This window comes from Mesorhizobium sp. CNPSo 4671, assembly GCF_057784245.1.
The window spans coordinates 114,094-134,682 of sequence record NZ_JBWLUW010000015.1; the positions used below are offsets into that span (position 1 = coordinate 114,094).

The 20,589-nt window shown below is 63.2% G+C and carries 21 protein-coding genes, 1 tRNA gene and 1 pseudogene; 11 read left to right on the top strand and 12 right to left on the bottom strand.

The window, feature by feature from the left end; genetic code table 11:
* Window positions 1–4 precede the first annotated feature (4 nt).
* The 3 genes from exbB to AC04SF_RS31300 are packed head-to-tail and all read left to right on the top strand — an operon-like array spanning window position 5 to window position 2,419.
* On the top strand, window positions 5–997 hold the full coding sequence (exbB, locus tag AC04SF_RS31290; protein ID WP_488480928.1) for a tonB-system energizer ExbB: 993 nt from the start codon (window positions 5–7) through the stop codon (window positions 995–997).
* Window positions 998–1,004: 7 nt separating this feature from the next.
* Window positions 1,005–1,472, top strand: a complete 468-nt coding sequence (exbD, locus tag AC04SF_RS31295) for a TonB system transport protein ExbD (RefSeq protein ID WP_488480929.1) — start codon at window positions 1,005–1,007, stop codon at window positions 1,470–1,472.
* Entirely contained in the window at window positions 1,469–2,419 is a 951-nt protein-coding gene (locus AC04SF_RS31300; RefSeq protein ID WP_488480930.1) for a TonB family protein, read from the top strand. The genes exbD and AC04SF_RS31300 overlap by 4 nt, the downstream gene beginning before the upstream one ends.
* A 57-nt stretch (window positions 2,420–2,476) precedes the next feature.
* On the opposite strand, the gene AC04SF_RS31305 is transcribed toward AC04SF_RS31300, so the two are convergent.
* From AC04SF_RS31305 to AC04SF_RS31325, 5 genes are all read right to left on the bottom strand, one after another.
* Window positions 2,477–2,797, bottom strand: a complete 321-nt coding sequence (locus AC04SF_RS31305; protein WP_096451496.1) for a hypothetical protein — start codon at window positions 2,795–2,797, stop codon at window positions 2,477–2,479.
* Entirely contained in the window at window positions 2,794–3,063 is a 270-nt protein-coding gene (locus tag AC04SF_RS31310) for a hypothetical protein (protein WP_488480931.1), read from the bottom strand. The genes AC04SF_RS31305 and AC04SF_RS31310 overlap by 4 nt, the downstream gene beginning before the upstream one ends.
* Before the next feature lie 3 nt (window positions 3,064–3,066).
* Window positions 3,067–3,312 (bottom strand): hypothetical protein, encoded by a 246-nt coding sequence (locus AC04SF_RS31315; RefSeq protein ID WP_096451492.1) that lies wholly within the window; start codon window positions 3,310–3,312, stop codon window positions 3,067–3,069.
* Window positions 3,313–3,379: 67 nt separating this feature from the next.
* Window positions 3,380–4,438: a SagB/ThcOx family dehydrogenase gene (locus AC04SF_RS31320; protein ID WP_488480932.1), complete on the bottom strand. Its 1,059-nt coding sequence runs from the start codon at window positions 4,436–4,438 to the stop codon at window positions 3,380–3,382.
* Window positions 4,439–4,850: 412 nt separating this feature from the next.
* Entirely contained in the window at window positions 4,851–5,600 is a 750-nt protein-coding gene (locus AC04SF_RS31325) for a helix-turn-helix domain-containing protein (protein ID WP_488480933.1), read from the bottom strand.
* An 866-nt stretch (window positions 5,601–6,466) separates the two neighbouring features.
* Between AC04SF_RS31325 and AC04SF_RS31330 the strand changes: the two genes are divergently transcribed.
* Both AC04SF_RS31330 and AC04SF_RS31335 read left to right on the top strand, forming a co-directional pair.
* Window positions 6,467–7,207 carry a metallophosphoesterase family protein gene (locus AC04SF_RS31330; RefSeq protein ID WP_488480934.1) on the top strand — a complete coding sequence of 247 codons (741 nt, stop codon included), beginning with the start codon at window positions 6,467–6,469 and terminating at the stop codon, window positions 7,205–7,207.
* 18 nt (window positions 7,208–7,225) lie between these two features.
* Complete coding sequence (locus AC04SF_RS31335) at window positions 7,226–8,653, top strand: protein kinase domain-containing protein (protein ID WP_488480935.1); 1,428 nt, start codon at window positions 7,226–7,228, stop codon at window positions 8,651–8,653.
* Between the two features lie 139 nt (window positions 8,654–8,792).
* Here the strand turns inward: AC04SF_RS31335 and AC04SF_RS31340 are convergent.
* Window positions 8,793–8,868 (bottom strand) — tRNA-Ala (locus AC04SF_RS31340).
* A 146-nt stretch (window positions 8,869–9,014) separates the two neighbouring features.
* Between AC04SF_RS31340 and AC04SF_RS31345 the strand changes: the two genes are divergently transcribed.
* A complete protein-coding gene (locus AC04SF_RS31345; RefSeq protein WP_027053128.1) occupies window positions 9,015–9,305 on the top strand; it encodes a YggT family protein in 291 nt (96 codons plus the stop codon).
* A gap of 13 nt (window positions 9,306–9,318) precedes the next feature.
* Window positions 9,319–9,654: a DUF167 domain-containing protein gene (locus tag AC04SF_RS31350; protein ID WP_488480936.1), complete on the top strand. Its 336-nt coding sequence runs from the start codon at window positions 9,319–9,321 to the stop codon at window positions 9,652–9,654.
* A gap of 25 nt (window positions 9,655–9,679) precedes the next feature.
* On the opposite strand, the pseudogene AC04SF_RS31355 reads toward AC04SF_RS31350, so the two are convergent.
* From AC04SF_RS31355 to AC04SF_RS31365, 3 genes and pseudogenes are all read right to left on the bottom strand, one after another.
* Window positions 9,680–10,559 (bottom strand): annotated as a pseudogene (locus AC04SF_RS31355) (MurR/RpiR family transcriptional regulator).
* A 45-nt stretch (window positions 10,560–10,604) separates the two neighbouring features.
* Window positions 10,605–11,672 carry an ABC transporter ATP-binding protein gene (locus tag AC04SF_RS31360; RefSeq protein ID WP_488480937.1) on the bottom strand — a complete coding sequence of 356 codons (1,068 nt, stop codon included), beginning with the start codon at window positions 11,670–11,672 and terminating at the stop codon, window positions 10,605–10,607.
* A gap of 2 nt (window positions 11,673–11,674) precedes the next feature.
* Window positions 11,675–12,445 (bottom strand): SDR family NAD(P)-dependent oxidoreductase, encoded by a 771-nt coding sequence (locus tag AC04SF_RS31365; RefSeq protein WP_488480938.1) that lies wholly within the window; start codon window positions 12,443–12,445, stop codon window positions 11,675–11,677.
* Window positions 12,446–12,626: 181 nt separating this feature from the next.
* Between AC04SF_RS31365 and AC04SF_RS31370 the strand changes: the two genes are divergently transcribed.
* The 4 genes from AC04SF_RS31370 to AC04SF_RS31385 all read left to right on the top strand — a co-directional run bounded on the left by AC04SF_RS31370 (window position 12,627) and on the right by AC04SF_RS31385 (window position 17,146).
* Window positions 12,627–13,859, top strand: coding sequence for an ABC transporter substrate-binding protein (locus AC04SF_RS31370; protein WP_096451474.1), 1,233 nt, complete (start codon window positions 12,627–12,629; stop codon window positions 13,857–13,859).
* A 97-nt stretch (window positions 13,860–13,956) separates the two neighbouring features.
* The gene (locus tag AC04SF_RS31375; protein ID WP_488480939.1) at window positions 13,957–14,826 is read left to right on the top strand and encodes a carbohydrate ABC transporter permease; all 870 of its coding nucleotides are present in this window, start codon (window positions 13,957–13,959) and stop codon (window positions 14,824–14,826) included.
* Window positions 14,823–15,647: a carbohydrate ABC transporter permease gene (locus AC04SF_RS31380; protein WP_488480940.1), complete on the top strand. Its 825-nt coding sequence runs from the start codon at window positions 14,823–14,825 to the stop codon at window positions 15,645–15,647. The genes AC04SF_RS31375 and AC04SF_RS31380 overlap by 4 nt, the downstream gene beginning before the upstream one ends.
* 23 nt (window positions 15,648–15,670) lie before the next feature.
* Entirely contained in the window at window positions 15,671–17,146 is a 1,476-nt protein-coding gene (locus tag AC04SF_RS31385; protein ID WP_488480941.1) for a M81 family metallopeptidase, read from the top strand.
* 201 nt (window positions 17,147–17,347) lie between these two features.
* Here the strand turns inward: AC04SF_RS31385 and AC04SF_RS31390 are convergent, their stop codons facing one another.
* The 3 genes from AC04SF_RS31390 to AC04SF_RS31400 form a co-directional block, all read right to left on the bottom strand.
* Window positions 17,348–19,402: a M3 family metallopeptidase gene (locus AC04SF_RS31390; RefSeq protein WP_488480942.1), complete on the bottom strand. Its 2,055-nt coding sequence runs from the start codon at window positions 19,400–19,402 to the stop codon at window positions 17,348–17,350.
* An 89-nt stretch (window positions 19,403–19,491) separates the two neighbouring features.
* Window positions 19,492–19,926, bottom strand: coding sequence for a nuclear transport factor 2 family protein (locus AC04SF_RS31395; RefSeq protein ID WP_488480943.1), 435 nt, complete (start codon window positions 19,924–19,926; stop codon window positions 19,492–19,494).
* Window positions 19,923–20,567 carry a carbonic anhydrase gene (locus AC04SF_RS31400; RefSeq protein WP_095204325.1) on the bottom strand — a complete coding sequence of 215 codons (645 nt, stop codon included), beginning with the start codon at window positions 20,565–20,567 and terminating at the stop codon, window positions 19,923–19,925. Before AC04SF_RS31400 ends, AC04SF_RS31395 begins: the two co-directional genes overlap by 4 nt.
* Window positions 20,568–20,589: the final 22 nt, after the last annotated feature.

Here is a 20,589-nt window from a genome sequence, read left to right on the forward strand (position 1 = left end):
GCTTTTGTCTAGAACCAGTTTGTTGGCGGCGTTGGTCACATCGGTGATCCTGGCAGGCGGCAGCGCCACGGCCCAGGAACAGCCGGCTGGCGCTGCCCCGGCAGTCGAGGCACCCGCCGCGCCCACAGCGATGGCACCTGCTGCTCCACTCGCACCAGCGCCTGTCGCACCGGCACCCTCTACACCAGCGCCTGCCACACCAGCGCCTGCCACACCGGCGGCTGCAGCACCGGCCACCATGGCGCCGGCGGCACCGACCGGGGCCGCGCCCGCGGGGGCGATGGAGCTGAGCCTGCCGCACGATCTGTCGCCATGGGGCATGTTCATGGCCGCCGACATCATCGTGAAAGCGGTGATGGTCGGACTGGCCTTCGCCTCGCTTGTCACCTGGACGATATGGCTGGCCAAATCGCTGGAGATTTTCGGCGGCAAGCTGCGCATCAGCCGTGCCGTCCGCGCGATCGGCGAGGCCGCCACCTTGAAGCAGGCCAGCCGCGCGCTCGACCGCAGCGGTGGTCCCGGCGCGCTTCTGGTGCGGGCGGCCGAGGAAGAGACCGCGCTTTCGGCCGGGGCGCTCGACCATGTCGGTGGCGACGGGCTGAAGGAAAGGGTCTCTTCGCGCCTGTCGCGCATCGAGGCGGCAGCGTCGCGGCGCATGTCACGCGGCACCGGCGTGCTGGCGACGATCGGTTCCACGGCACCCTTCGTCGGCCTGTTCGGCACGGTTTGGGGCATCATGAACGCCTTCATCGGCATTTCGCAGGCGCAGACCACCAATCTGGCCGTGGTCGCGCCCGGCATCGCCGAAGCGCTGCTGGCCACCGCGATGGGTCTTGTCGCGGCGATACCGGCCGTCGTCATCTACAACGTCTTCGCCCGCTCGATTGCCGGCTACCGGCAGATACTCGCCGATGCCTCGGCGGGCGTCGAGAGGCTGGTCAGCCGTGACCTGGATTTCCGCACGGTCGCGCCGGCGACGGCGCTGGCGGCGGAGTAGCGACGCCATGGGAAGCAGAATCCGACAGACCATGGACGACGATCTCGAGGAGAACCACGAGATCAACGTCACGCCCTTCATCGACGTCATCCTGGTGCTGCTGATCATCTTCATGGTCGCCGCACCGCTGGCGACGGTGGACGTCAATGTCGACTTGCCGGGCTCGACCGCGACGCCGGCGCCCCGGCCCGAAACGCCGCTGTTCCTGACCTTGAAGGATGATCTTACGCTGGCGATCGGCAACGACAGCGTGCCGCGTCCGGCCTTCGCGGCGACGCTGGAAGCCAAGACCAAGGGCGACAAGCAGACGCGCATCTTCCTGCGCGCCGACAAGGCGGTCGCCTATGGCGACCTGATGGAGGCGATGAACCTGCTGCGCGGCGCCGGCTATCTGAAGATCGCACTGGTGGGGCTGGAGACGGCGCCCGCGGCCGATGCACCGGCACCCGCTCCAGCGGGAACGGCCGCGCCATGAGACAGTCCGCCGCCTTGCCCACGATGCAGTTGTCGCGCTTCGGCTGGCGCGATCTTGGCTTGTGGATGGGTGCGGCGGTGCTGGTGCTTGGCGCCCATGTCGCGGTCGCCTATGCGGTGCAGAGCTTCAGTCCGATCGAGATGGATGGCGGGCCGCCTCCGGCCCCGGTGATCGAAATGGCGCCGATGGTGGTGACGCCGGCGGTGCCCGTACAGGCCGCGATGCTGGATGCGGCGATGCCCGACCAGACCGAACCCGTCGGGGAGACCGAAAAGGTCACTGAGGCCGAGCCCGAGAAAGTGGCCGAACAGGCCGAGCCGACCGTCGAGCAACCGGAAACGGTGCCGCCCGACAAGACCGAGCAGACCGAGACAGCCGAGGCCGAACCGGTCGACCAGCCGCCGCCGGATGCGGTCATTCCCGACATCGCCGAGGCCGTGACGCCAGAGGTCGTCGTTCCGCTGCCGCAGCCAAAGCCGGTCGAGGAGCCCAAGGAAAAGAAACCGGTCCAGGCCAAGGCGAAAAAGCTGGTCGAAAAGCCCAAGCCGCGGCCAAAGAAGGAAGAGGCCGAGCCGGCAAAGACCGTTGCCACCGCAAGCGCCGAGACAAAGCCGGCGGCCAGGGCGGCCGCGCTGAAATCGGCGGCCGGGGTTTCAGGCGTCAGCCCGGCCAAGTGGGAATCCCGGCTGACGGTATGGATCAATCGGCACAAGCGTTATCCCAGTGCCGCGAAATCCAGGGGCGCGCAGGGCAATGTGAACGTGACCTTCACGGTGGATGCATCCGGCAGGGTGATGTCGGCCCGCGTGGCCCGTTCTTCGGGCGATCCTGACCTCGACCGCGCCGCGCTCGCCGTGCTGCAGGGCGCAACGGTGCCGGCCCCGCCGCCGGAACTCGGCGCGCGCGTCAGCCGCACGGCGCCGTTCGTGTTCAATTTGCGGAATTAGAGCAAGGGCTTGGCGCGACCAAATACTGGTAGCGTGCGACCTCCGTAAGAACCGCAGTCAGTGGCTCATTGACTGGCACAGGGCTTCGACCTGCTCCAGGTAGAAGCGGCATTTCGTGCGCAGGATCCTGAGGTTCGGATCGTCGGCGCCATTGATCCCAATGGTCTGCATCATGAAATCGAAATGGGCGTGAAAGGCGTCCGCCGCGCCCCACAGGCTATCGGCCTGCCAGGTGTCGGCCATCGCCAGGGAAATCAGGTGCCGGGCCTCGACGCGTGCGGCATCCGGCGATGCCGGCCGGCTGGCGATCAGGGCCTGGAGCCGGCCAAAGACGCTGTCCCTGGCGTCGGCGCTCCTGATGGGTGCGATCATGTTCATTGGTGGGGCCCCCTCAAATCTTTATGCATAAAGTCCATTTGCGGGCTGCGGGCGATCAAGGCGGGGATCGCCGCGGCATCGGATGGCCGGCCCCTGATGACGTTGGCAAGCCCGGCGTCGGCCTGCGCGAACCAGTAGACCATGTCGGGCCGGTCAATGTCGGCGGCGGCCTTTTTCAGGAGCGGCAGCAGGCTTTGCAGCGCACACAGCGTCTCCCACCGGTTCGGCGAAGAGCCTGCCGGCGCGCACAGGGCTGACGGCTGCATCCGCTACGCTCTCCTTGGCTGAGCGTGGTTTTCCTTCGGCTTGGAGTGCATCGGGTTGCCGCTGAGCTGGGCATGCCTTGCCGGCCGCGCGCCGCGCAGGACATCGAAGGCTTCGGCATAGGCCATGCCGAGCAGATAAGAGATCATGGGAAAACGGCTTGCTTCGGCCATCTGCACCAGCTCATTGCTCATCGTCGCGATGTATTGAAGGCTATCGATCTCTGACTGACGTAGGGACTGATTTGCCACGTGCTTCTCCTGTCATCTGGTGGAACTCAGGGAACGCGTACCGGCTACAACAGACATAATAAGACGGCTAATTAAGTGACTGACCCGCCGAATGTGGGCTTGGTTCCGGGGCCGAAAGGGTCAACGCATAGATGGGTGCGTCGGTGAGGCGGTCGAGGCCGAGAAGGCGCTTGATCACCGAATGGCTGAGCGCCGCCGTCGGGCAGGCCGACAGGCCATGCCTGGTCGCCGCCAGCATCATGTTCTGACCGATATGGCCGGCCTCGATCAGCACGACGCGATAGGCGTTGGCATCCTCATATTTCCACATGGTGCGGTCGAGCCTGGCGCAAAGCAGGATCAGGCACGGCATGGCGTCAGCCCATTCCTGCCCGCCGACCAGCTCGGAGATCTTCGGCAGATGGTTGGCCGAGATCCTGCCGAGGTCGTGATCGGCGGCCGAATAATGATAGACGCCGGGCTCCAGACCCTCGACGCCAAGCGCAACCACATAGGCCTCATAGGGGTTCCGCGCGCCGCCCGAAGGGGTCATGCCAAGCGGCAGGGCCCCGACGCAGTTGCTGGTTTCGCCGGTAATACCCATGCCGGCGAACAGGCAGTCGGAAAGCTGCTGCGCGGTGATGGTGGGCGCGGCCGCGGTGCGGTTGGTGCGGCGCCGCGCCATCAGGCTCAGAAGTTCGTTGTCGTCGAGTGCGTTCGGCAGCCGGATGGCACCCGTGGCATTCTTGAGCAGGAGGTCGGGCTGAGCGACGTGACCGGCGCGTTCGATCTGGCGTGCCTCGGCCTGTTCAATGGTCATGAACTCCGAGTCCTGGACGCAGAAATGCATCAGCGCGGTCGGGATGCCCCAGTTCCACTGTCCTGAGAATTTCGTTTCCTGTTCGGCCAGCGGCGAACCGGCGGTGACCAGTGCGGAAAAATCAAGCAACTGCGGGACGACGGCATTGAGGTCGGATTTCGACCATCCGTGGGTGCGTGCGATTTCCGCTGTGGACGCCCATTCGTCCCAGGATGCAAGAAGGCCGATCACCTCGGGGCTGCATTCGAAGACGCTTCTGGTCAGGAAGTTGCAGGCCGTGACCTTGTTGGTCCCGGGATAGAAAACAAGCGTTTTTGAAGAGCGCATTTTCATGATGCTGAATGCCGTTTGCGAGTGTGAGGCGCCGACAAGCGAAGAGCCGATCGGCGCCGAACGACTTCAGCGCTTGTTGTAGTGCATGCCCTGCGAGAAGAAGACGGTCTGCGTGCCTGCGGCGACCGTCAGCTTCGGGGCATTGTTCACTTTTTTGGCCATTTTCGTCCCTTTCCCGACCCCCCAGTGGGATCTGTTGAAAGATCCCCACAGGGGGATCTGCGTGAAGAAAGGTAAGGTCGAAAGAGTTAATGGTTTGTTAAAATTGTAGTAAAGACAACGTGGTCTAAAATATCTTTCTTGGCGTTAAAGTCTAAAATATCGATTTTGCTCAGATATGGAGTAGGCAGTCGCTAGCATACGCTTTTTCGGGATATTCTTATTCTTATTTAGCGTAACCGGACAGCTAGCCCAACCCGTCCCGGGCGAGGCTGACGACGAGCTGATCGATGCTCGGATCGTCAGGCTTGATGACATGCGCCATGCGGATCGCATGTCGTGGCCGGATACCGGACATATCCTGCCGCATGATGACCGATACGAATGCCGGTCCAGCCTCGGTCAGAAGCATGGCCTTGCCCATCAGCACCGGTTCGGAGATGGGCGCCCACTGCACGGAGATCAGCGAGGGTTCGCCGGTCTGGCGTCGGTTGACGCCGCTGAAATAGATCCAGTTCAGGCGCGAGATCGCCACGCCATAGTGGTTGCCGCGCGCCCGCGCCCATGTGGAGCCACGGCGCTCCGACCATCCGGTCACCCGGCGGAATGTGACCAGTTCGGCTTCGCGCCGCACGAAGGTCACCGACCGCATCAAGAGGTCGGAACGGGCCGGGATCGAAAAGTAGGTGAAATAGGTGCCGCCCGCGATCGATGGCGCGGGTGGGCGGATCATCTGGTTGAACAGGCTTTCGGAAATCGGCGGCAGGCCGGGGTCCCTGGGCTCGGGGGCACCAGGGTCCTGGTAGAGTTCCGCTTCGTCGATGCGGAAGTAGTCGCAGATCAGCTTGGCAGTGGCCTTGTTCGGTACGGTCTGCCCCTGCAGGTAACGCTCGAACTGCGTGCGGTTGATACCCAACTCACGGCATACCGCGCTAACGGAGGCATGGTCCTTGCAGAGCCGTCTGAGATTTGCAGCGAGGTTCTCGCGAATGGACACGTCTTTGCTTTCACAGGCGAATTCTTCATTTCGACTCAGGAATCCATATAGCGCCTTCGGTCGCCCCCGCCGAAACGCCTTGTCACAACACACAGAAAAAACTGATTTGAGAACGCCAGTCTAATGGGATGGCTTTCAAAAAAAATAGCGCCGATTCCGGCAGCGGCCATCGCCATAAGTCCAATTGACGCCCCTTTGCTCAATGCGCCAGGCGCAGAACCATTGATCCTGATTCGATGGACGTTGCCGCACGAAATATCGTGCGATCGCGGCGGCAAACGCCGTAGCGCCCCTGTCGCGAGTATCGGAAATCGATTGCCATAACCGATCGTGAGTACCGTTGCCCCGAACTGATTCCGTGGGAATCCGAAATCTGCATGAAGCCACCAGACGCCTGCTCTCCATAGAGCAACGGTTGATGCAGGACATTACCGCCTCCCCGGCTGGCCGAGCTTGATTCAAGTCGAAGGTTTCGCGTCGTGATGACGCTAGGGTTGGTCGAGGGCTGGGGGTACCCACGTCTGTCGTAAGATTGATCCATATGGGAAAAGGGGATTCAAGACCGCTTCTGTGTACGAAGGATTTTCATGCCTTGCGGGCGGCCTACAAGACGGCGGTCGAACAGGGGTTCGTATCCAGGCAGTCACGGGAAGAGTATTCCGCCGAGTTGATCCGGCAGCGCGCCGGCATCCCTCGCATCGACAAAGGCCTCTTGGCCTGGATCGTCCGCAATGTGCAATAGGTGGGCAGCCTCGTGGCCGGGGTCTGGTTTTCCAGCCTGGCGGCGCGCATGGTGATACTGAGCCGGATCAAATCATTCGTGGCAAGTGCCTTGCGATGGTTGCCCGTCGTCGGAATTATGTCGAATGCGCGTCGCGATCCTGTCCGACATCCATGCCAATCGTGAGGCGCTAGACGCGGTGCTCGATGCTGTGCACAAGCTTGGGCCAGACCAGCTGGTACTCTTGGGCGACCTGGTTGGTTATGGGCCTGATCCCGTCCATGTGGTCGAGAAAGCTGCTGGCCTGATTGCTCAGGGCGCGCTTTGCGTTCTTGGCAACCACGACGAGGCCGTGGTGCTGAACCGGACCGACATGACCGAGAACGCACGGTTCGCCGTCCAGTGGACCCGCGAGCGCCTCGCACCGGCGCATTTCGATTTCCTGGCGCGGCTGCCACTTTCGCTGCAATCCGAAGACCGACTGTATGTGCACGCCAGCGCGGAGCGGCCGGCAAAATGGCTTTACATACGCGACGTCGACGCGGCGGAACGCTGCCTGTCTTCAAGCGACGCTCGTTTCATTTTCTGCGGCCACACCCACATTCCAGCCGTCTACTATGCGCTGCCCGGCCGCCGGCCGATCCATTTTCAGCCGTTGGACAATGTGGCGGCGCCTTTGTCCGCTCTTGCGCGGCATTTGGTGATCGTCGGCGCGGTCGGCCAACCCCGCGACGGCAATCCGGCGGCGTGCTTTGCTGTTGTCGATACGGATCGACGCGAGGTCACCATGGTGCGGGTTCCCTATGATCACGAAGAGACGGAACGCAAGATCAAGGCCGCCGGTCTGCCGGCGTGGCTCGGCATGCGGTTGAAGATCGGCCGCTAGTTTTGCTGGAGACGATCGATGCAGCGCTTTGAAGCAGGGACGGAGATCGATGGTTTCGAGTTGGTGGAAAGGCTTCCGTCCGGTGGCATGGCGGGAGTCTGGCGGGCGACCAATCCGCGGTTTGACTTCCCGCTTGTGCTGAAAATCCCCTTTCTCGATCCAGGCGCCGATGTTTCCGTCATTCTCGGCTTCGAGACGGAAGAGCTGATCCTCAAGCGCCTGACGGGGCCGCATGTGCCGCGCTTCGCCGCATCCGGCAGCCTCGCCGAAGTTCCCTACATAGCGATGGAGTTCGTGACCGGGCGGAGCCTGGCGGACGAGATCGACAATGCGCCACGGCCAGCGGACGAGGTGACAAGGTTCGGGGTCGAGATCGCCAAGGCGCTCGCCGCCCTCCATCGGCAGAAGGTGGTTCACCTCGATCTCAAGCCCGAGAACATCATCCTTGCCACGCGCGGCGCGGTGCTGCTCGACTTCGGGCTCGCCCGGCACGCGGAGCTCCCCGATCTTCTCGGCGCGGAAAGCTCCGTGCCGATGGGCACCGCCGCCTATATTTCACCTGAACAGGTGCTCGGCGAGAGATCCGATCCGGCAAGCGACGTGTTTGCGCTGGGCTGCATCCTCTATCAACTGGCTACCGGCGAAGAGCCGTTCGGACGTCCGGCGACTTTCGCAGGGATGAAGCGCAGGCTTTATCATGCCCCCAGGCCACCGCGAGACATCAACGACGCCATCCCACGCTGGCTGGAGGCCATCATCCTGCGGTGCATGGAGGTGGACAGGTCTCGGCGATATAGCGAGGCGGCGCATGTCCTCTCCGATCTCCGGAACCCCGACCAGGTCGTGGTCGCCAGGGGGCGCGCGCGCCCGGAGAAGGGGATGTGGGCCGCGATCGCCAATCTGTTTCGCAAGGTGGACGACAAATCGCTTGTGGGAAGACCGGCAGGTCCGAGGGGGCAAGCTGGGCCATCAATTGTCCTCGCCGCCGTCGATCTGGCCAACGGAAGCGATGCGCTGGCACGCGAGGTACTGAATGAAACCGCGCGTGTGCTAGCGTCGAGGGAGGATTCCTGGCTGGCCTGCGTGACTGTGCTGAAGACCGAGATCATCGGCGACACGCCGGCGACTGACGAATCAGGAAGCTCGGCCTACGTGAAGCGGCTCGTGGCATTGAAGGACTGGGCGCATCCGCTGCATATGCCGGAGGACCGCATCAGCTATCATGTGCTGGAGGCTGTCAGCCCCGCCGATGCGATCCTCAACTATGCCGAGCACAACGACGTCGGACATATCGTCGTCGGTGCCCGGTCTTCCTCGGCAATTCGCCGGCACCTTGGCAGCGTCTCGACCAAAGTCGTGGCGCGGGCCTTTTGTTCGGTTTCAGTCGTGCGGTTGAAAGCGGTCGAGGAACAGGGACGGCATCGCAAGGAGAATACTGCCGAGTGAACCTGTCGTGCCCGGGAATTGGGTAGCGCGCGCGACAAGATCAATGAACAGGCGTCAGGATGCGGTGCCAATCGAGCACGCCTTGCCCTCTGCGCGGGCCCTATCTGTCAGAGACAACCAAAACTTCGAGATGATCCGGTGGTGGAGCTGAGGAGGATCGAACTCCTGACCTCGTCATTGCGAACGACGCGCTCTCCCAGCTGAGCTACAGCCCCGTCCAACGGATGGCGCATTTATCGGGCGCGGCGGATTTATGTCAAGGCGGCGTTTTGCCGAAATCCTTGTTGCCTAGCCCACCGGCCGGCGGCCCTTGCCGGTTTGGCGCGCAATGGCTACATGTCGGCAACAATTGGAGACCGGCATGCTCGCCCTCATTCAAACCATCGTCATGGCGCTTGACCTCTATTGGTGGATCATCATCGCCTCGGCGATCTTCTCCTGGCTCTATGCCTTCAACGTCGTCAATTCGCGCAACCAGTTCGTCGGCAGCATAGGCAACATGCTCTATCGGCTGACCGAGCCGGCACTGCGGCCGATCCGTCGATTCATGCCCGACCTTGGCGGCATCGATATTTCGCCGATCATCCTGCTCTTGATCCTGTTCTTCATCAGGCAGTTCATTCTGACCACGATAGCGCCGCTGGTGCTGTGAGCCCGGCGACCGTATGAGTGCGCCGCTCCGCATCCGCGAGAACGGCATCGACCTGTTCATGCGGCTGACACCAAAATCTTCCGTGGACAGGTTGGAAGGCGTCGAAACATCGGCGGACGGGCGAAGCCATTTCAAGGCGCGGGTCCGTGCCGTGCCGGAGAACGGCGCCGCCAATCAAGCGCTGGAGAAGTTGGTCGCCAAGGCGCTGGGTGTGCCGGCGTCGGCTGTTTCGGTGGTCGCGGGTGGCACGGCGCGGCTCAAGACGCTGCATGTCGCGGGTGATCCGGAGACGCTGGCGCAGCGCGTTGAGGCGCTCGGCCCGAAGCCCGGTTTGCCGAGGGGGCCTTAGCTCGGCGCAATCACCCCGGTCGCACTCAATCCCCCAGCGGCAGCCGTGGATCATCAACCTTCAGCGTGCACGCTCTGCTTGATGCGGCGCAAATTCTCCAGCACCTTCGGGCCGCGCGTCTCGGCAACCGATGTCACGATCATGTCGACGATTGCCAGCAGCGCGTAGCGCGACGATGTCGGCTTGTAGATGTTGCCGTCCTCGAGCGGCTGCAAATGGATGACCGTGTCTGCGGCCTTGGCCAGCGCCGAATCGGGTGCGGTGATGGCGACCGTGGTGGCGCCGTATTGCTGGGCGACCTGCACCGCCTCGATGACCGAGCGGGCATAGCCGGACACCGAAAAAGCGACCACAGTTGTGTCCGGAGTGGCGACGGCGGCGTACATGCGCTGCAACTGGCCGTCGATCTGCGCCAGCACCGGCAGGCCGAGCCGGAACAGCCGGTTCTGCATCTCCGTCGCCATCATCGAGGAGATGCCGCCGGAACCGATGCACAGCACATTGCCCGACGTCGCAAGCCGCTCGGCGACGGCGATCAGCGTCGTCATGTCGAGGTTCTCGCTGGCGCGCTGGATGGCCGAGATCGCGGCTTCGGTGATGGCCGAGGCGATGCGCTGCTCACGCGCGTCGCGGCTCAGCGGCTCGGGCGAGAGATACTGGCCGCCGATGGCGATGGCCTGCGCCAGATAGAATTTGAAATCGCGCAGCCCCTCGCAGCCGAGATTGCGGCAGAAGCGGGTCACCGTCGGTTCGCTGACACCGACGCGCGCGGCAATCTCGGAGATCGCCGCCTTGGAAGCGAAATCGAGATCGGAGAGCACAAGGCTGGCCAGCCGGCGATCCGACTTGGTGCCGTCCTGCGACATCAGCTGCAGCCGCGTGATGATGTCGGCCGGCGTCTTCATGTTTGTCGCTTCGTCTTCATGCCATTGCCTTCGCAGGGGTAGGCCTTATAGCGGCAGGCCCGTCGCTTTGTCGAACAGATGGATGTTGCCGGGATCGACCGAGACCGGCAGTAGGTCACCTGGCCTGACCGGTACCCGATCGCGGAACACGGCGCGTACAGTATCCGTGCCAATCGCGCCATAGACATGGGTTTCAGAGCCAGTCGGCTCGACGACATCCACCTTGAGCGCCATGGCGTCGGCGGCTTCACCGATGATGAAATGCTCGGGCCGAATGCCGGCCTCTACCGCATTGCCCGCGGATGCTGCCTTGCCGGCAAGCGCAAGCCGCCCGCCACCCGCCGATTCGAACCAGCTTTTCTCGGGCGTTGTCTTGAGGGCCCCGGAGACAAAGCTCATCGATGGCGAGCCGAGGAAGCCGGCGACGAACTTGTTGGCTGGCTTGTCATAGAGTTCGAGTGGTGCTCCGACCTGCTGGATCCGGCCGCGATCCATCACGACGATGCGGTCGGCCATGGTCATGGCCTCGATCTGGTCGTGGGTGACATAGACGATGGTCGATTTCAGCCGCTGGTGCAGCGCCTTGATCTCGGTGCGCATCTGCACGCGCAATTGCGCGTCGAGATTGCTGAGCGGCTCGTCGAACAGGAACACCGACGGCTCGCGCACGATGGCGCGGCCCATGGCGACACGCTGGCGCTGGCCGCCCGAGAGCTGGCGCGGATAACGGTCGAGATAGGAGAAGAGGTTGAGCACGCCTGAGGCCTTCTTGACCTTGTCGTCGATCGCGGCACGGCTCTCGCCACGGATCTTCGGGCCGAAGCCGATATTGTCCGAGGCCTTCAAATGCGGGAACAGCGCATAGGACTGGAACACCATGGCGATGTTGCGCTGCTGCGGCGGCAAATCGTTGGCACGTGTGCCGCCGATGAGAAGATCGCCCGAGCTGATCGTCTCCAGGCCGGCCAGCATGCGCAACAAGGTGGATTTGCCGCAGCCAGATGGGCCGACCAGCACCACGAACTCGCCAGTCTTGATATCGAGATCGATGTTCTCGAGGATCCTGTGTTGGCCGAAGGATTTCGACAGGTTGCGAAACAGGACATCGGTCATGGTCACGCTCCCAATATGTCGTCGATGAACGGCAGGCAGCCGGCGGTCAGCCCCGCATCCACGGGCATCACCACGCCTGTTACGCCCGATGCGCGCTCCGAGGCAAGGAAAGCCACGGCTTCGGCCACTTCCGAGGCATTGACGATGCGGCCGAGCGGATAGAGCCGCTTGAGCTTGCCGAGGATTTCCGGGTCCTTGGCGAGGCGATGGTCCCAGGCGGCGGTGCGGATCGATCCGGGGCAGACGACATTGGCGCGCACGCCGCTGCGGCCAAGCTCGACGGCGATCGCCTTGGCATAGGCGTTGATGCCGGCCTTGGCCGCGGCATAGGCAGGGTTGCCGAAATGCGCGATGGCGTTGACGGAGGAGATGAAGACGACGCTGCCTGACCCGCGCGCGGCCATCGCCTTAGCGATAGGGTCGGCGAATGTCATCACACCGGTCAGATTGAGGTCGAGCTCGTGCTCTATTCTGTCGGCATTGAGCGCGGAAATCGTCTCGGCGCGCGTCCAGCCGGCATTGTTGATCAGGATGTCGGGCACGCCGTCCTTGTCCAGCACGGCGGCGATCCCCGCCTCGATCGAAGCCCGGTTGAGAAGGTTGAAGACGTGGCGCGAGGCAAGGTGCGGGCTTGCCAGCGCCTCCTGCGATTGGTCGCAGCCGACCACCCGGGCGCCCCTGCCCGCCAGCAATGCGACGATCGCCGAGCCAAGGCCGCCGCCGGCACCGGTGACGACGACAGTGCGGCCTTCGAATTCGGCTTTCGAAACCACGGCGCTTGCTCCTCCCGCAGGTCTGGCAGATGCCGGCAGGCTACTGAAAGGAATGTAATTAAGCAACATGATAATCCGCTTGCATGCGCTGAATTCCTCGATAATGTAGGAAAGTCACATAAATCTTGTGCCAGCCATCGGCACAAGGAGCGCAAATGCGCGGAACAATGGGAGAGATCAGATGAGCCTTGCCAAATGGACTGTCGGCCTGATGGCCGGAATGAGCATGCTGGCCCTCGCGGCGCAGGCGAATGCAGGTGAAGTGCGCGTCACCGTCGCCGAATACAGCGCCAAGACCGGTCCGTATTTCGAAGCGGTCAAGAAGGAGTTCGAGGCGAAGAACCCCGGCATTACGGTCAAGTTCGAAGTGGTGCCGTGGGATGTGCTTTTGCAGAAACTGACCACGGACATCACCGCCGGCACCAATGCGGATCTGTCGATCATCGGCACACGCTGGCTGATCGACTTCGTCCAGCAGGATGTCGCCGAGCCGCTCGACGGCTACATCACGCCGGAATTCAAAGGCCGCTTCATCGACACCTTCCTGTCGCCCTCGATCATGGGCGGCAAGACCTACGGCCTGCCGATCGCCGCCTCGGCGCGCGCCATGTATTACAACAAGGAGCTGTTCGAGAAGGCCGGTATCGCCAAGCCGCCGGCAACCTGGACCGAGCTGCAGGACGATGCGCGCAAGATCAAGGCGCTGGGAACCGGCGCATTCGGCTTTGGCCTGCAGGGCAAGGAGATCGAGACCGACGTCTATTATTACTACGCCATGTGGTCGCAAGGCGCGGAGATCCTCAACAAGGACGGCACGTCGGGCCTCGGCACGCCGGGCGCGTTGGAAGCCGCCAAGCTCTACAAGTCGATGATCGACGAGGGGCTGACCGAGCCCGGCGTCACCTCCAACAACCGCGAGGATGTGCAGAACCTGTTCAAGCAGGGCAAGGTCGGCATGATGATCACCGCGCCCTTCCTGTCCAACCAGATCAAGGATGAGGCCCCGACCCTGAAATATGGCGTCGCCGCCATTCCGGCCGGCCCGACCGGCGCGCGCGGAACCTATGGCGTCACCGATTCCATGATCATGTTCAAGAACTCCAAGAACAAGGATGAGGCCTGGAAGCTGATGGACTTCCTGTTCACCACGGAGCAGCGCGCCAAGTTCACGCAAGGCGAAGGCTTCCTGCCGGTGAACAAGGAAGAGGCCAAGATGGATTATTACGTCAACAATGCTGATCTCGCAGCCTTCACCGCGCTGTTGCCCGACGCCCGCTTCGCGCCGGTCATTCCGGGCTGGGAAGAAGTCGCCCAGATTACGTCCGACGCCATGCAGAAGATCTATCTCGGCGGCGACCCCGAGGCAGGCCTGAAGGACGCGGCGGCGAAGGCCAACGCGGTGCTGAAGAAATAGGGCGTATCTCCCTGCGCCCCGTGGCGCGCCCCAGACTCAGGCGGGGCGCGCCACATCTTGCCGTTGCGAATTTTGGATTCGCCAGCCAGGTCAGCCGATGCAAAATCGTTTCCTGCCCTATCTCCTGACCTTGCCCAGCCTGTTCCTGGCGGCGGTCGTCATCTTCTGGCCGGTCTGGGACCTGATCCAGATTTCGACGCATGACGTCAACCGCTTCGGCCAGTTGCGCGAGTTCAGTGGGCTCACCAATTTCGCGGCACTCGCCGCCGATCCCGACTTCGTCGCTGCACTCTGGCGCACCGGCCTGTGGACCGTGCTGGTGGTCGGCGGCGCGCTGCTGCTGTCGGTCCCGGTGGCAATGATCCTCAACACCGATTTCTACGGCCGTGGCCTTGCCCGCGTCATCATCATGCTGCCCTGGGCGGTGTCGCTGACCATGACGGCGGTGGTCTGGCGCTGGGCGCTCAGCGGCGAAAGCGGCATGCTGAATTCGGCGCTGCTCGGGCTTGGCCTGATCGACCACAACATCCAGTGGCTGGCCAGCGCCGAGACGGCGTTCCCGATGCAGGTGCTGATCGGCATATTGGTGACGGTGCCGTTCACGACAACGATCTTCCTCGGCGGCCTGTCGTCGATCCCCGACGATCTCTACGAGGCGGCGGCGCTCGAAGGGGCGACGCCGCTGCAGCAGTTCCGCGAGATCACCTTTCCGCTCTTAAAACCGTTCATCAACATCGCCATCGTGCTCAACACCATTTACGTCTTCAATTCGTTCCCGATCATCTGGGTGATGACGCAGGGCGGCCCGGCCAACTCGACCGACATATTGGTCACCCACCTCTACAAGCTCGCTTTCCGCATCGGCAAACTCGGCGAAGCCTCCGCGGTGTCCTTGGTGATGTTCGCCATATTGCTGGTCTTCACCATGATCTATGTGCGGTTGGCGATGCGGGAGCAGCGCGCATGACCAGCAAGCTCAAGCGCACCGTCATCGCCTGGTTGCTTTTGGCGCCGCTGATCGTGGTGACGCTCTTTCCCTTCGCGGTGATGTTCCTGACCGCGGTCAAGCCACGGCAGGAGGTGCTGTCGCCGACATGGTGGCCGAGCGAGTTCCGCTGGTCGAATTTCGCCGACATGTGGGTGGCCACCGGTTTTGGGCAGGCGCTAGCCAATTCGCTCTACGTCTCGGTCATCGCCACGGTCGGCGCCATCCTCATCTCCGTTCCCGCCGCCTACGCCATGTCGCGCTTTCGCTTTGCCGGCTATGGCGCCTTCCGCCAGTTCCTTTTGATCTCGCAGATGATCTCGCCGATCGTCTTGGTGCTCGGCCTGTTCCGGCTGATGGCGGCCTGGGGGCTGGTCGAATCGACCACGGCGCTCGGCTTCATCTACATGGCCTTCAACGTCGCCTTCACCGTGTGGATGCTGCAGAGCTATTTCGACACCATTCCGCGCGATCTCGAGGAAGCCGCCTGGATGGAAGGCGCCGGCCGCTGGCTGACCTTGCGCAAAGTGTTCCTGCCACTCTGCCTGCCGGCGATCGCGGTGACGGCGATCTTCACCTTCATCAACGCCTGGAACGAATTCGTCGTGGCGCTGACCATGCTGCGCAGCCAGGAAAGCTACACGCTGCCGATCCAGGTTTTTTCGCTGGTCGCCGGCCGCTACACGATCGAGTGGCACCACGTCATGGCGGCGACACTGCTGGCGACCTTGCCGGTGGCGATCCTGTTCATCTGGCTGCAGCGCTACCTGGTCCGAGGCCTGGCGCTCGGGGCCGTCAAATAGACTTAGCATTCCACGGAGCTTGTATGCGCATCTTCACCGCCTCGCTGGCGACGGAAACCAACACCTTCTCGCCGGTGCCGACCGACCGGGCCTCGTTCGAGATGGCGTTCTATGCCGGGCCAGGCAAGCATCCGGACACGCCGACGCTGTGCTCCTCGCCGATCGTCGCCTTGCGGCGGCGTGCGGCGAAAGAAAGCCTGACCGTGATCGAAGGCACCGCCACATGGGCCGAGCCCGGCGGTCTGGTGCAGCGCCAGACCTTCGAGGCGCTGCGCGACGAGATTCTCGGCCAACTCGAGGCGGCGCTGCCGGTCGATGCGGTTATCCTCGGCTTGCATGGTGCCATGGTGGCGCAAGGCTATGACGATTGCGAGGGCGATCTGCTGGAACGTGTGCGGGCAATCGTCGGACCGGATGTGGTGGTCGCTTCCGAGTTCGACCCGCACAGCCATCTGACGCCAAAGCGCGTGGCGGCGTCCGATATCATGGCCTACTTCCTTGAATTCCCGCACACTGATTTCTACGAACGCGGCGAGCATGTCGTCGAGCTGGGGCTGGCCGCCGCGCGCGGTGAGATCAAACCTGTCATCTCGACCTTCGACTGCCGCATGATCCAGGTGCTGCCGACCAGCCGCGAGCCGATGCGCTCCTTCGTCGACCGCATCAAAGCGCTGCACGGCAAGGACGGCGTGCTGTCGGTCTCCGTCGTCCACGGCTTCATGGCCGCCGACGTGCCGGAAATGGGCACGCGCATCCTTGTCGTCACCGACAATGACAAGGCCAAGGGTGACGCGCTGGCGGAGCGGCTGGGACGCGAGCTCTATGCCTTGCGCGAAAAGACGGCGATGACGATGCTGAGCACCGAGGACGGCATAGATCGCGCCTTGGCTGTTCGCGTCGAAAATCCGGGCAAGCCGGTGGTGATAGCCGACATCTGGGACAATCCCGGCGGCGGCGTTGCCGGCGACGGTACGGTCGTGCTGCGCGCCATGCTGGAACGTGGCCTGAACAATGTCGGCGTGGCGACGATCTGGGATCCGATCGCCGTGACCTTCTGTCAGGCGGCGGGCGAGGGAGCCGTCATCGATCTGCGCTTTGGCGGTAAGGCCGGGCCATTGGCTGGCGAGCCGATCGACGCGCGCGTCAAGGTGCTGAAGGCCGTTCCGGAGGGCTGGCAGAGTTTCGGGCCGAGCCGGGTGACGCTCGGGCCAACCGCACTCATCCGGATCGAAGGCACCGAGGTCGACATCCTCCTCAACACCAACCGCACCCAGACTTTCGAGCCGGACATTTTCTCCAATATCGGCGTCGATCCGATGAGCAAGGATATCTTGCTGATCAAGTCGACCAACCATTTTTATGCCGGCTTCGAGCCGATCGCGGCGGAGATTATTTATGTCTCCGCGCCGAGTTCGTATCCTAGTAATCCGGCGGTGACGGACTACAGGAAGCTGACGCGGCCGGTGTGGCCAAGGGTGGCGGATCCGTGGAAGGTGTAGGGTTCTTCCTTCTCCCCTTGTGGGAGAAGGTGGCCTCGCGAAGCGAGGTCGGATGAGGGGTGTTCCAGCTTGGCGTCATCGCTTACCAAGCCACGACTGGGCCTCTCGCCAACGCCTCACTCCGCTGGAACACCCCTCATCCGTCTCGGCGCTGCGCGCCGATCCACCTTCCCCCACAGGGGGAGAAGGGAAAGGCTGGCGCTACACCAGCCCGCGCTTCACCATCATTGCTTCCGGCGACGGCATCTTGCCGCGAAATGCGGTGTAGAGCTCTTCCGGGTCCTTCGAGCCGCCGGCGGCGTAGATGTTCTTCCTCAGCCGTTCGGCCAGTGCCGGGTTGAAGGGATCGCCGGTCTCCTCGAAGGCGGCGAAGGCATCGGCGTCCAGCACTTCCGACCACATGTAGGAATAGTAGCCGGCCGAATAGCCGTCGCCCGAGAAGACATGGCCGAAATGCGGGGTGCGGTGGCGCATCGCGATGGTGTCGGGCATGTCGAGCTTATCGAGCGTTTCGGCTTCGAAACGAAGCGGTTCCTGTGGGGCATCGGGCCGGGCGTGATAGGCCATGTCCATCAAGGCGGAAGACGTGAATTCGACCGTGGCGAAGCCGGCGCCGAAGGTGCGCGTGGCCAGCATCTTGTCGAGCAGCGCCTTTGGCATCGGCTTGCCGGTCTTGACATGCAGCGCATGTTTTTCCAGCACAGCCGGCACGGTTAGCCAGTGTTCGTAGAGCTGCGAGGGCAGTTCGACGAAATCGCGGCTGACCGAAGTGCCGGACACTGACGGCCAGGTGACGTCGGTCAGCATGCCGTGCAGCGCATGGCCGAATTCGTGGAACAGCGTCTTCGCCTCGTCGACCGACAGCAGTGCCGGCTCGCCGGCCGGCGGCTTGGCGAAGTTCATGATGTTGTAGATCATCGGCTTCGAGCCGTGGCCAAGCTTATAACCGGACTTCAGCGCGCTCATCCAGGCGCCGGAACGCTTCGAGGGCCGCGCGAAATAATCGGCGAGGAACAGGCCGCGCTCGCTGCCATCGGCGTTTTTCACCACGAAGACACGCGCGTCGGGGTGCCAGGCGACGATGCCCTTCTTCTCCTCGAAGGTGATGCCGAAGAGTTTTGTCGCGACATCGAAGCAGGCGTCGATGACGCGGTCGAGCTGCAGATAGGGTTTCAGCTCCGCCTCGTCGAAAGCGAATTTTTCCGCGCGCAGCTTTTCCTGGTAGAAGCGCCAGTCCCAGGCGGCGAATTTTTCGTTGCTGCCGGCCTCCGTTGCCAGCCGCTCCAACTCCTTCTGGTCGGCTGCGGCCTTCTCCAGCGCTTTTTCCCAGACCGGATCGAGCAGGTCGTGCACCGCCTTCGGCGTCTTCGCCATGGTGTCGTCGAGCTTCAGCGCGGCGAAGGAGGCGTAGCCGAGCAGCTTGGCCTTTTCGGCGCGCAGTTTCAGCATGTCGCGCACGACTGACGTGTTGTCGGAAGCGCCGCCATTCTGGCCGCGCATGGTGAAGGCTTTGAAGGCGATCTCTCGCAGGTCGCGGCGTTCCGAGAAGGTCGAGAACGGCTCGTAGATCGAGCGCGACAAAGTGACGGCGTAGCGCCCCTTCTGGCCGCGCATCTCGGCGGCCTCGGCCATCGAACTTTTCAGGAAATCCGGCAGGCCGGCAAGGTCTGATACGTCGAGGAACAGCGCCCAGTCGCGCTCGTCGGCCAGCACATTCTGGCCGAAAGTCGTGCCGAGCGAGGACAGTTCCTCATTGATCTTGGCCAGCCGCTTCTTGCCCTCGGCATCGAGCTTGGCGCCGGAGCGGACGAAACCTTTCCAGGTCTTCTCCAGCACCCGCAGGGTCTCGGCGTCGAGGCCAAGGCTCTCGCGGCGCTGGTAGAGGTCGTCGATGCGGGCAAACAGTTTCTCGTTCATCGAGATTGCCGAGAAGTGTCTCGACATCTTTGGCGAAATGTCGCGCTCCAGCGCCTGGATCGCGTCGTTGGTGTAGGCGCCGGCCCGACACCAGAAGATCGACGAGACATGATCGAGCGCTTCGCCGCCGAGTTCCAGCGCCTCAAGCGTGTTCTCGATGGTCGCTGCATCCTTGTTGCCGGCGATCGCCTCGATCTCGACCTCATGCGCTTTCAGCGCCGCGTCGAAGACCGGGGAGAAATCGTCGTCGCCGATATGGGCGAAGTCGGGCAGGCCGAGCGGCCCCTGCCACGTGGTCAGCGGATGAGCGGCGAGGTTGACGGCTTTCGGAGAGGGCATGGAGGGTCTTTCGCTGGGCATCAAGGAGGGATGTCACCGATGTAGGGCGCGGCCCACGAGGCCGCAATATGGCAGCTGACCGATCCGCCTCAATAGCCTTCACAGTTTTCGGCGATGGCCGCCTGCGAGCTGGCGGTGATGCGGTTGTCGGTCACCGCGAAGGTTTCCTGCATCAGCATGTCATTGTCGGGGAAGTCGTAGCAGGCGATCACCGTGGTGACGCCGCCCTCGCTCTTTTCGATGCGGTGCCGGATCGCGGCGCCTGCAACCGCGCCTTTCCATTCATCGAGCGAGGCGATGAATTCCTGCTTGCTCTGGACGATGCCGAGGTCATCGAGCTTGATGCGGACGTCGTCGGCAAGCAGGTCGGCGAGTTCGGTGCGGTCTGCGATCAGCAGCGCCGAATACCAGCGGCTGATGATGGCGCCGTCATCGGCGCGCGCGGCAACGATCGCGATCAGCAGGGCGGCCGCCGTGAAAACGACCGAGCGGACGTTCCTCACCTGGCGCGCCTTACCGTTCATTCCAGCACCGGCCGCTCGAAATCGCCGGTTTCCTTGTTCATCACCCAGAGCTCGCCGGTCGAAATGTCGAACCAGGCGCCATGCAGCGACAGCCGCCCCTTGCCCTCGAGGATGGAGACGCAAGGGAAGGTCCTGAGGTTGGCGATGGAATAGCGGATCGAGATGCGTTCCAGGGCTGTCTGGCGCTCCGTTGCCGTCATGAAGGTGCTGGAAGAGACCGTTTCGGCAGCCGGAGCGATCAGGCTCATCCATTTGCCGATGAAGTCGCCGGGGGACAGCGGCGCGGCATTGGGGTCGAGCGCGGCGCGGATGCCGCCGCAGCGGCCGTGGCCCATGACGACGATGTTCTTGACCTTGAGGCTCTGCACCGCGAATTCAAGCGCGGCCGAGGTCGAATGGAACTCGCCATCCGGCTCGTAGGGCGGCACCAGATTGCCGACATTGCGCAGCACAAAGAGTTCGCCCGGCCCGGCGTCGAAGATTGCTTCGGGGGCCGAGCGGGAGTCGCAACAGGCGACGATCATCGTCTCCGGGGCCTGCCCCTCGCGGGCGAGCTCGCGATAGCGGCCGCTCTCGGTGAGGTAGCGGCCATTCATGAAATTGCGGTAGCCGGCGAGGAGATGGTCGGGGAGATGAGGCATGGGCGGCTAAGGCCTTTCCGGG

What these genes read in the sequence shown, in the direction of transcription:
- exbD (WP_488480929.1), top strand. Translation starts at nt 1,005, where the DNA reads ATGGGAAGCAGAATCCGACAGACCATGGACGACGATCTCGAGGAGAAC.
- AC04SF_RS31300 (WP_488480930.1), top strand. Translation starts at nt 1,469, where the DNA reads ATGAGACAGTCCGCCGCCTTGCCCACGATGCAGTTGTCGCGCTTCGGC.
- AC04SF_RS31305 (WP_096451496.1), bottom strand. Translation starts at nt 2,797, where the DNA reads ATGAACATGATCGCACCCATCAGGAGCGCCGACGCCAGGGACAGCGTC.
- AC04SF_RS31310 (WP_488480931.1), bottom strand. Translation starts at nt 3,063, where the DNA reads ATGCAGCCGTCAGCCCTGTGCGCGCCGGCAGGCTCTTCGCCGAACCGG.
- AC04SF_RS31320 (WP_488480932.1), bottom strand. Translation starts at nt 4,438, where the DNA reads ATGCGCTCTTCAAAAACGCTTGTTTTCTATCCCGGGACCAACAAGGTC.
- AC04SF_RS31330 (WP_488480934.1), top strand. Translation starts at nt 6,467, where the DNA reads ATGCGCGTCGCGATCCTGTCCGACATCCATGCCAATCGTGAGGCGCTA.
- AC04SF_RS31335 (WP_488480935.1), top strand. Translation starts at nt 7,226, where the DNA reads ATGCAGCGCTTTGAAGCAGGGACGGAGATCGATGGTTTCGAGTTGGTG.
- AC04SF_RS31345 (WP_027053128.1), top strand. Translation starts at nt 9,015, where the DNA reads ATGCTCGCCCTCATTCAAACCATCGTCATGGCGCTTGACCTCTATTGG.
- AC04SF_RS31350 (WP_488480936.1), top strand. Translation starts at nt 9,319, where the DNA reads ATGAGTGCGCCGCTCCGCATCCGCGAGAACGGCATCGACCTGTTCATG.
- AC04SF_RS31360 (WP_488480937.1), bottom strand. Translation starts at nt 11,672, where the DNA reads ATGACCGATGTCCTGTTTCGCAACCTGTCGAAATCCTTCGGCCAACAC.
- AC04SF_RS31370 (WP_096451474.1), top strand. Translation starts at nt 12,627, where the DNA reads ATGAGCCTTGCCAAATGGACTGTCGGCCTGATGGCCGGAATGAGCATG.
- AC04SF_RS31375 (WP_488480939.1), top strand. Translation starts at nt 13,957, where the DNA reads ATGCAAAATCGTTTCCTGCCCTATCTCCTGACCTTGCCCAGCCTGTTC.
- AC04SF_RS31380 (WP_488480940.1), top strand. Translation starts at nt 14,823, where the DNA reads ATGACCAGCAAGCTCAAGCGCACCGTCATCGCCTGGTTGCTTTTGGCG.
- AC04SF_RS31385 (WP_488480941.1), top strand. Translation starts at nt 15,671, where the DNA reads ATGCGCATCTTCACCGCCTCGCTGGCGACGGAAACCAACACCTTCTCG.
- AC04SF_RS31390 (WP_488480942.1), bottom strand. Translation starts at nt 19,402, where the DNA reads ATGCCCTCTCCGAAAGCCGTCAACCTCGCCGCTCATCCGCTGACCACG.
- AC04SF_RS31395 (WP_488480943.1), bottom strand. Translation starts at nt 19,926, where the DNA reads ATGAACGGTAAGGCGCGCCAGGTGAGGAACGTCCGCTCGGTCGTTTTC.
- AC04SF_RS31400 (WP_095204325.1), bottom strand. Translation starts at nt 20,567, where the DNA reads ATGCCTCATCTCCCCGACCATCTCCTCGCCGGCTACCGCAATTTCATG.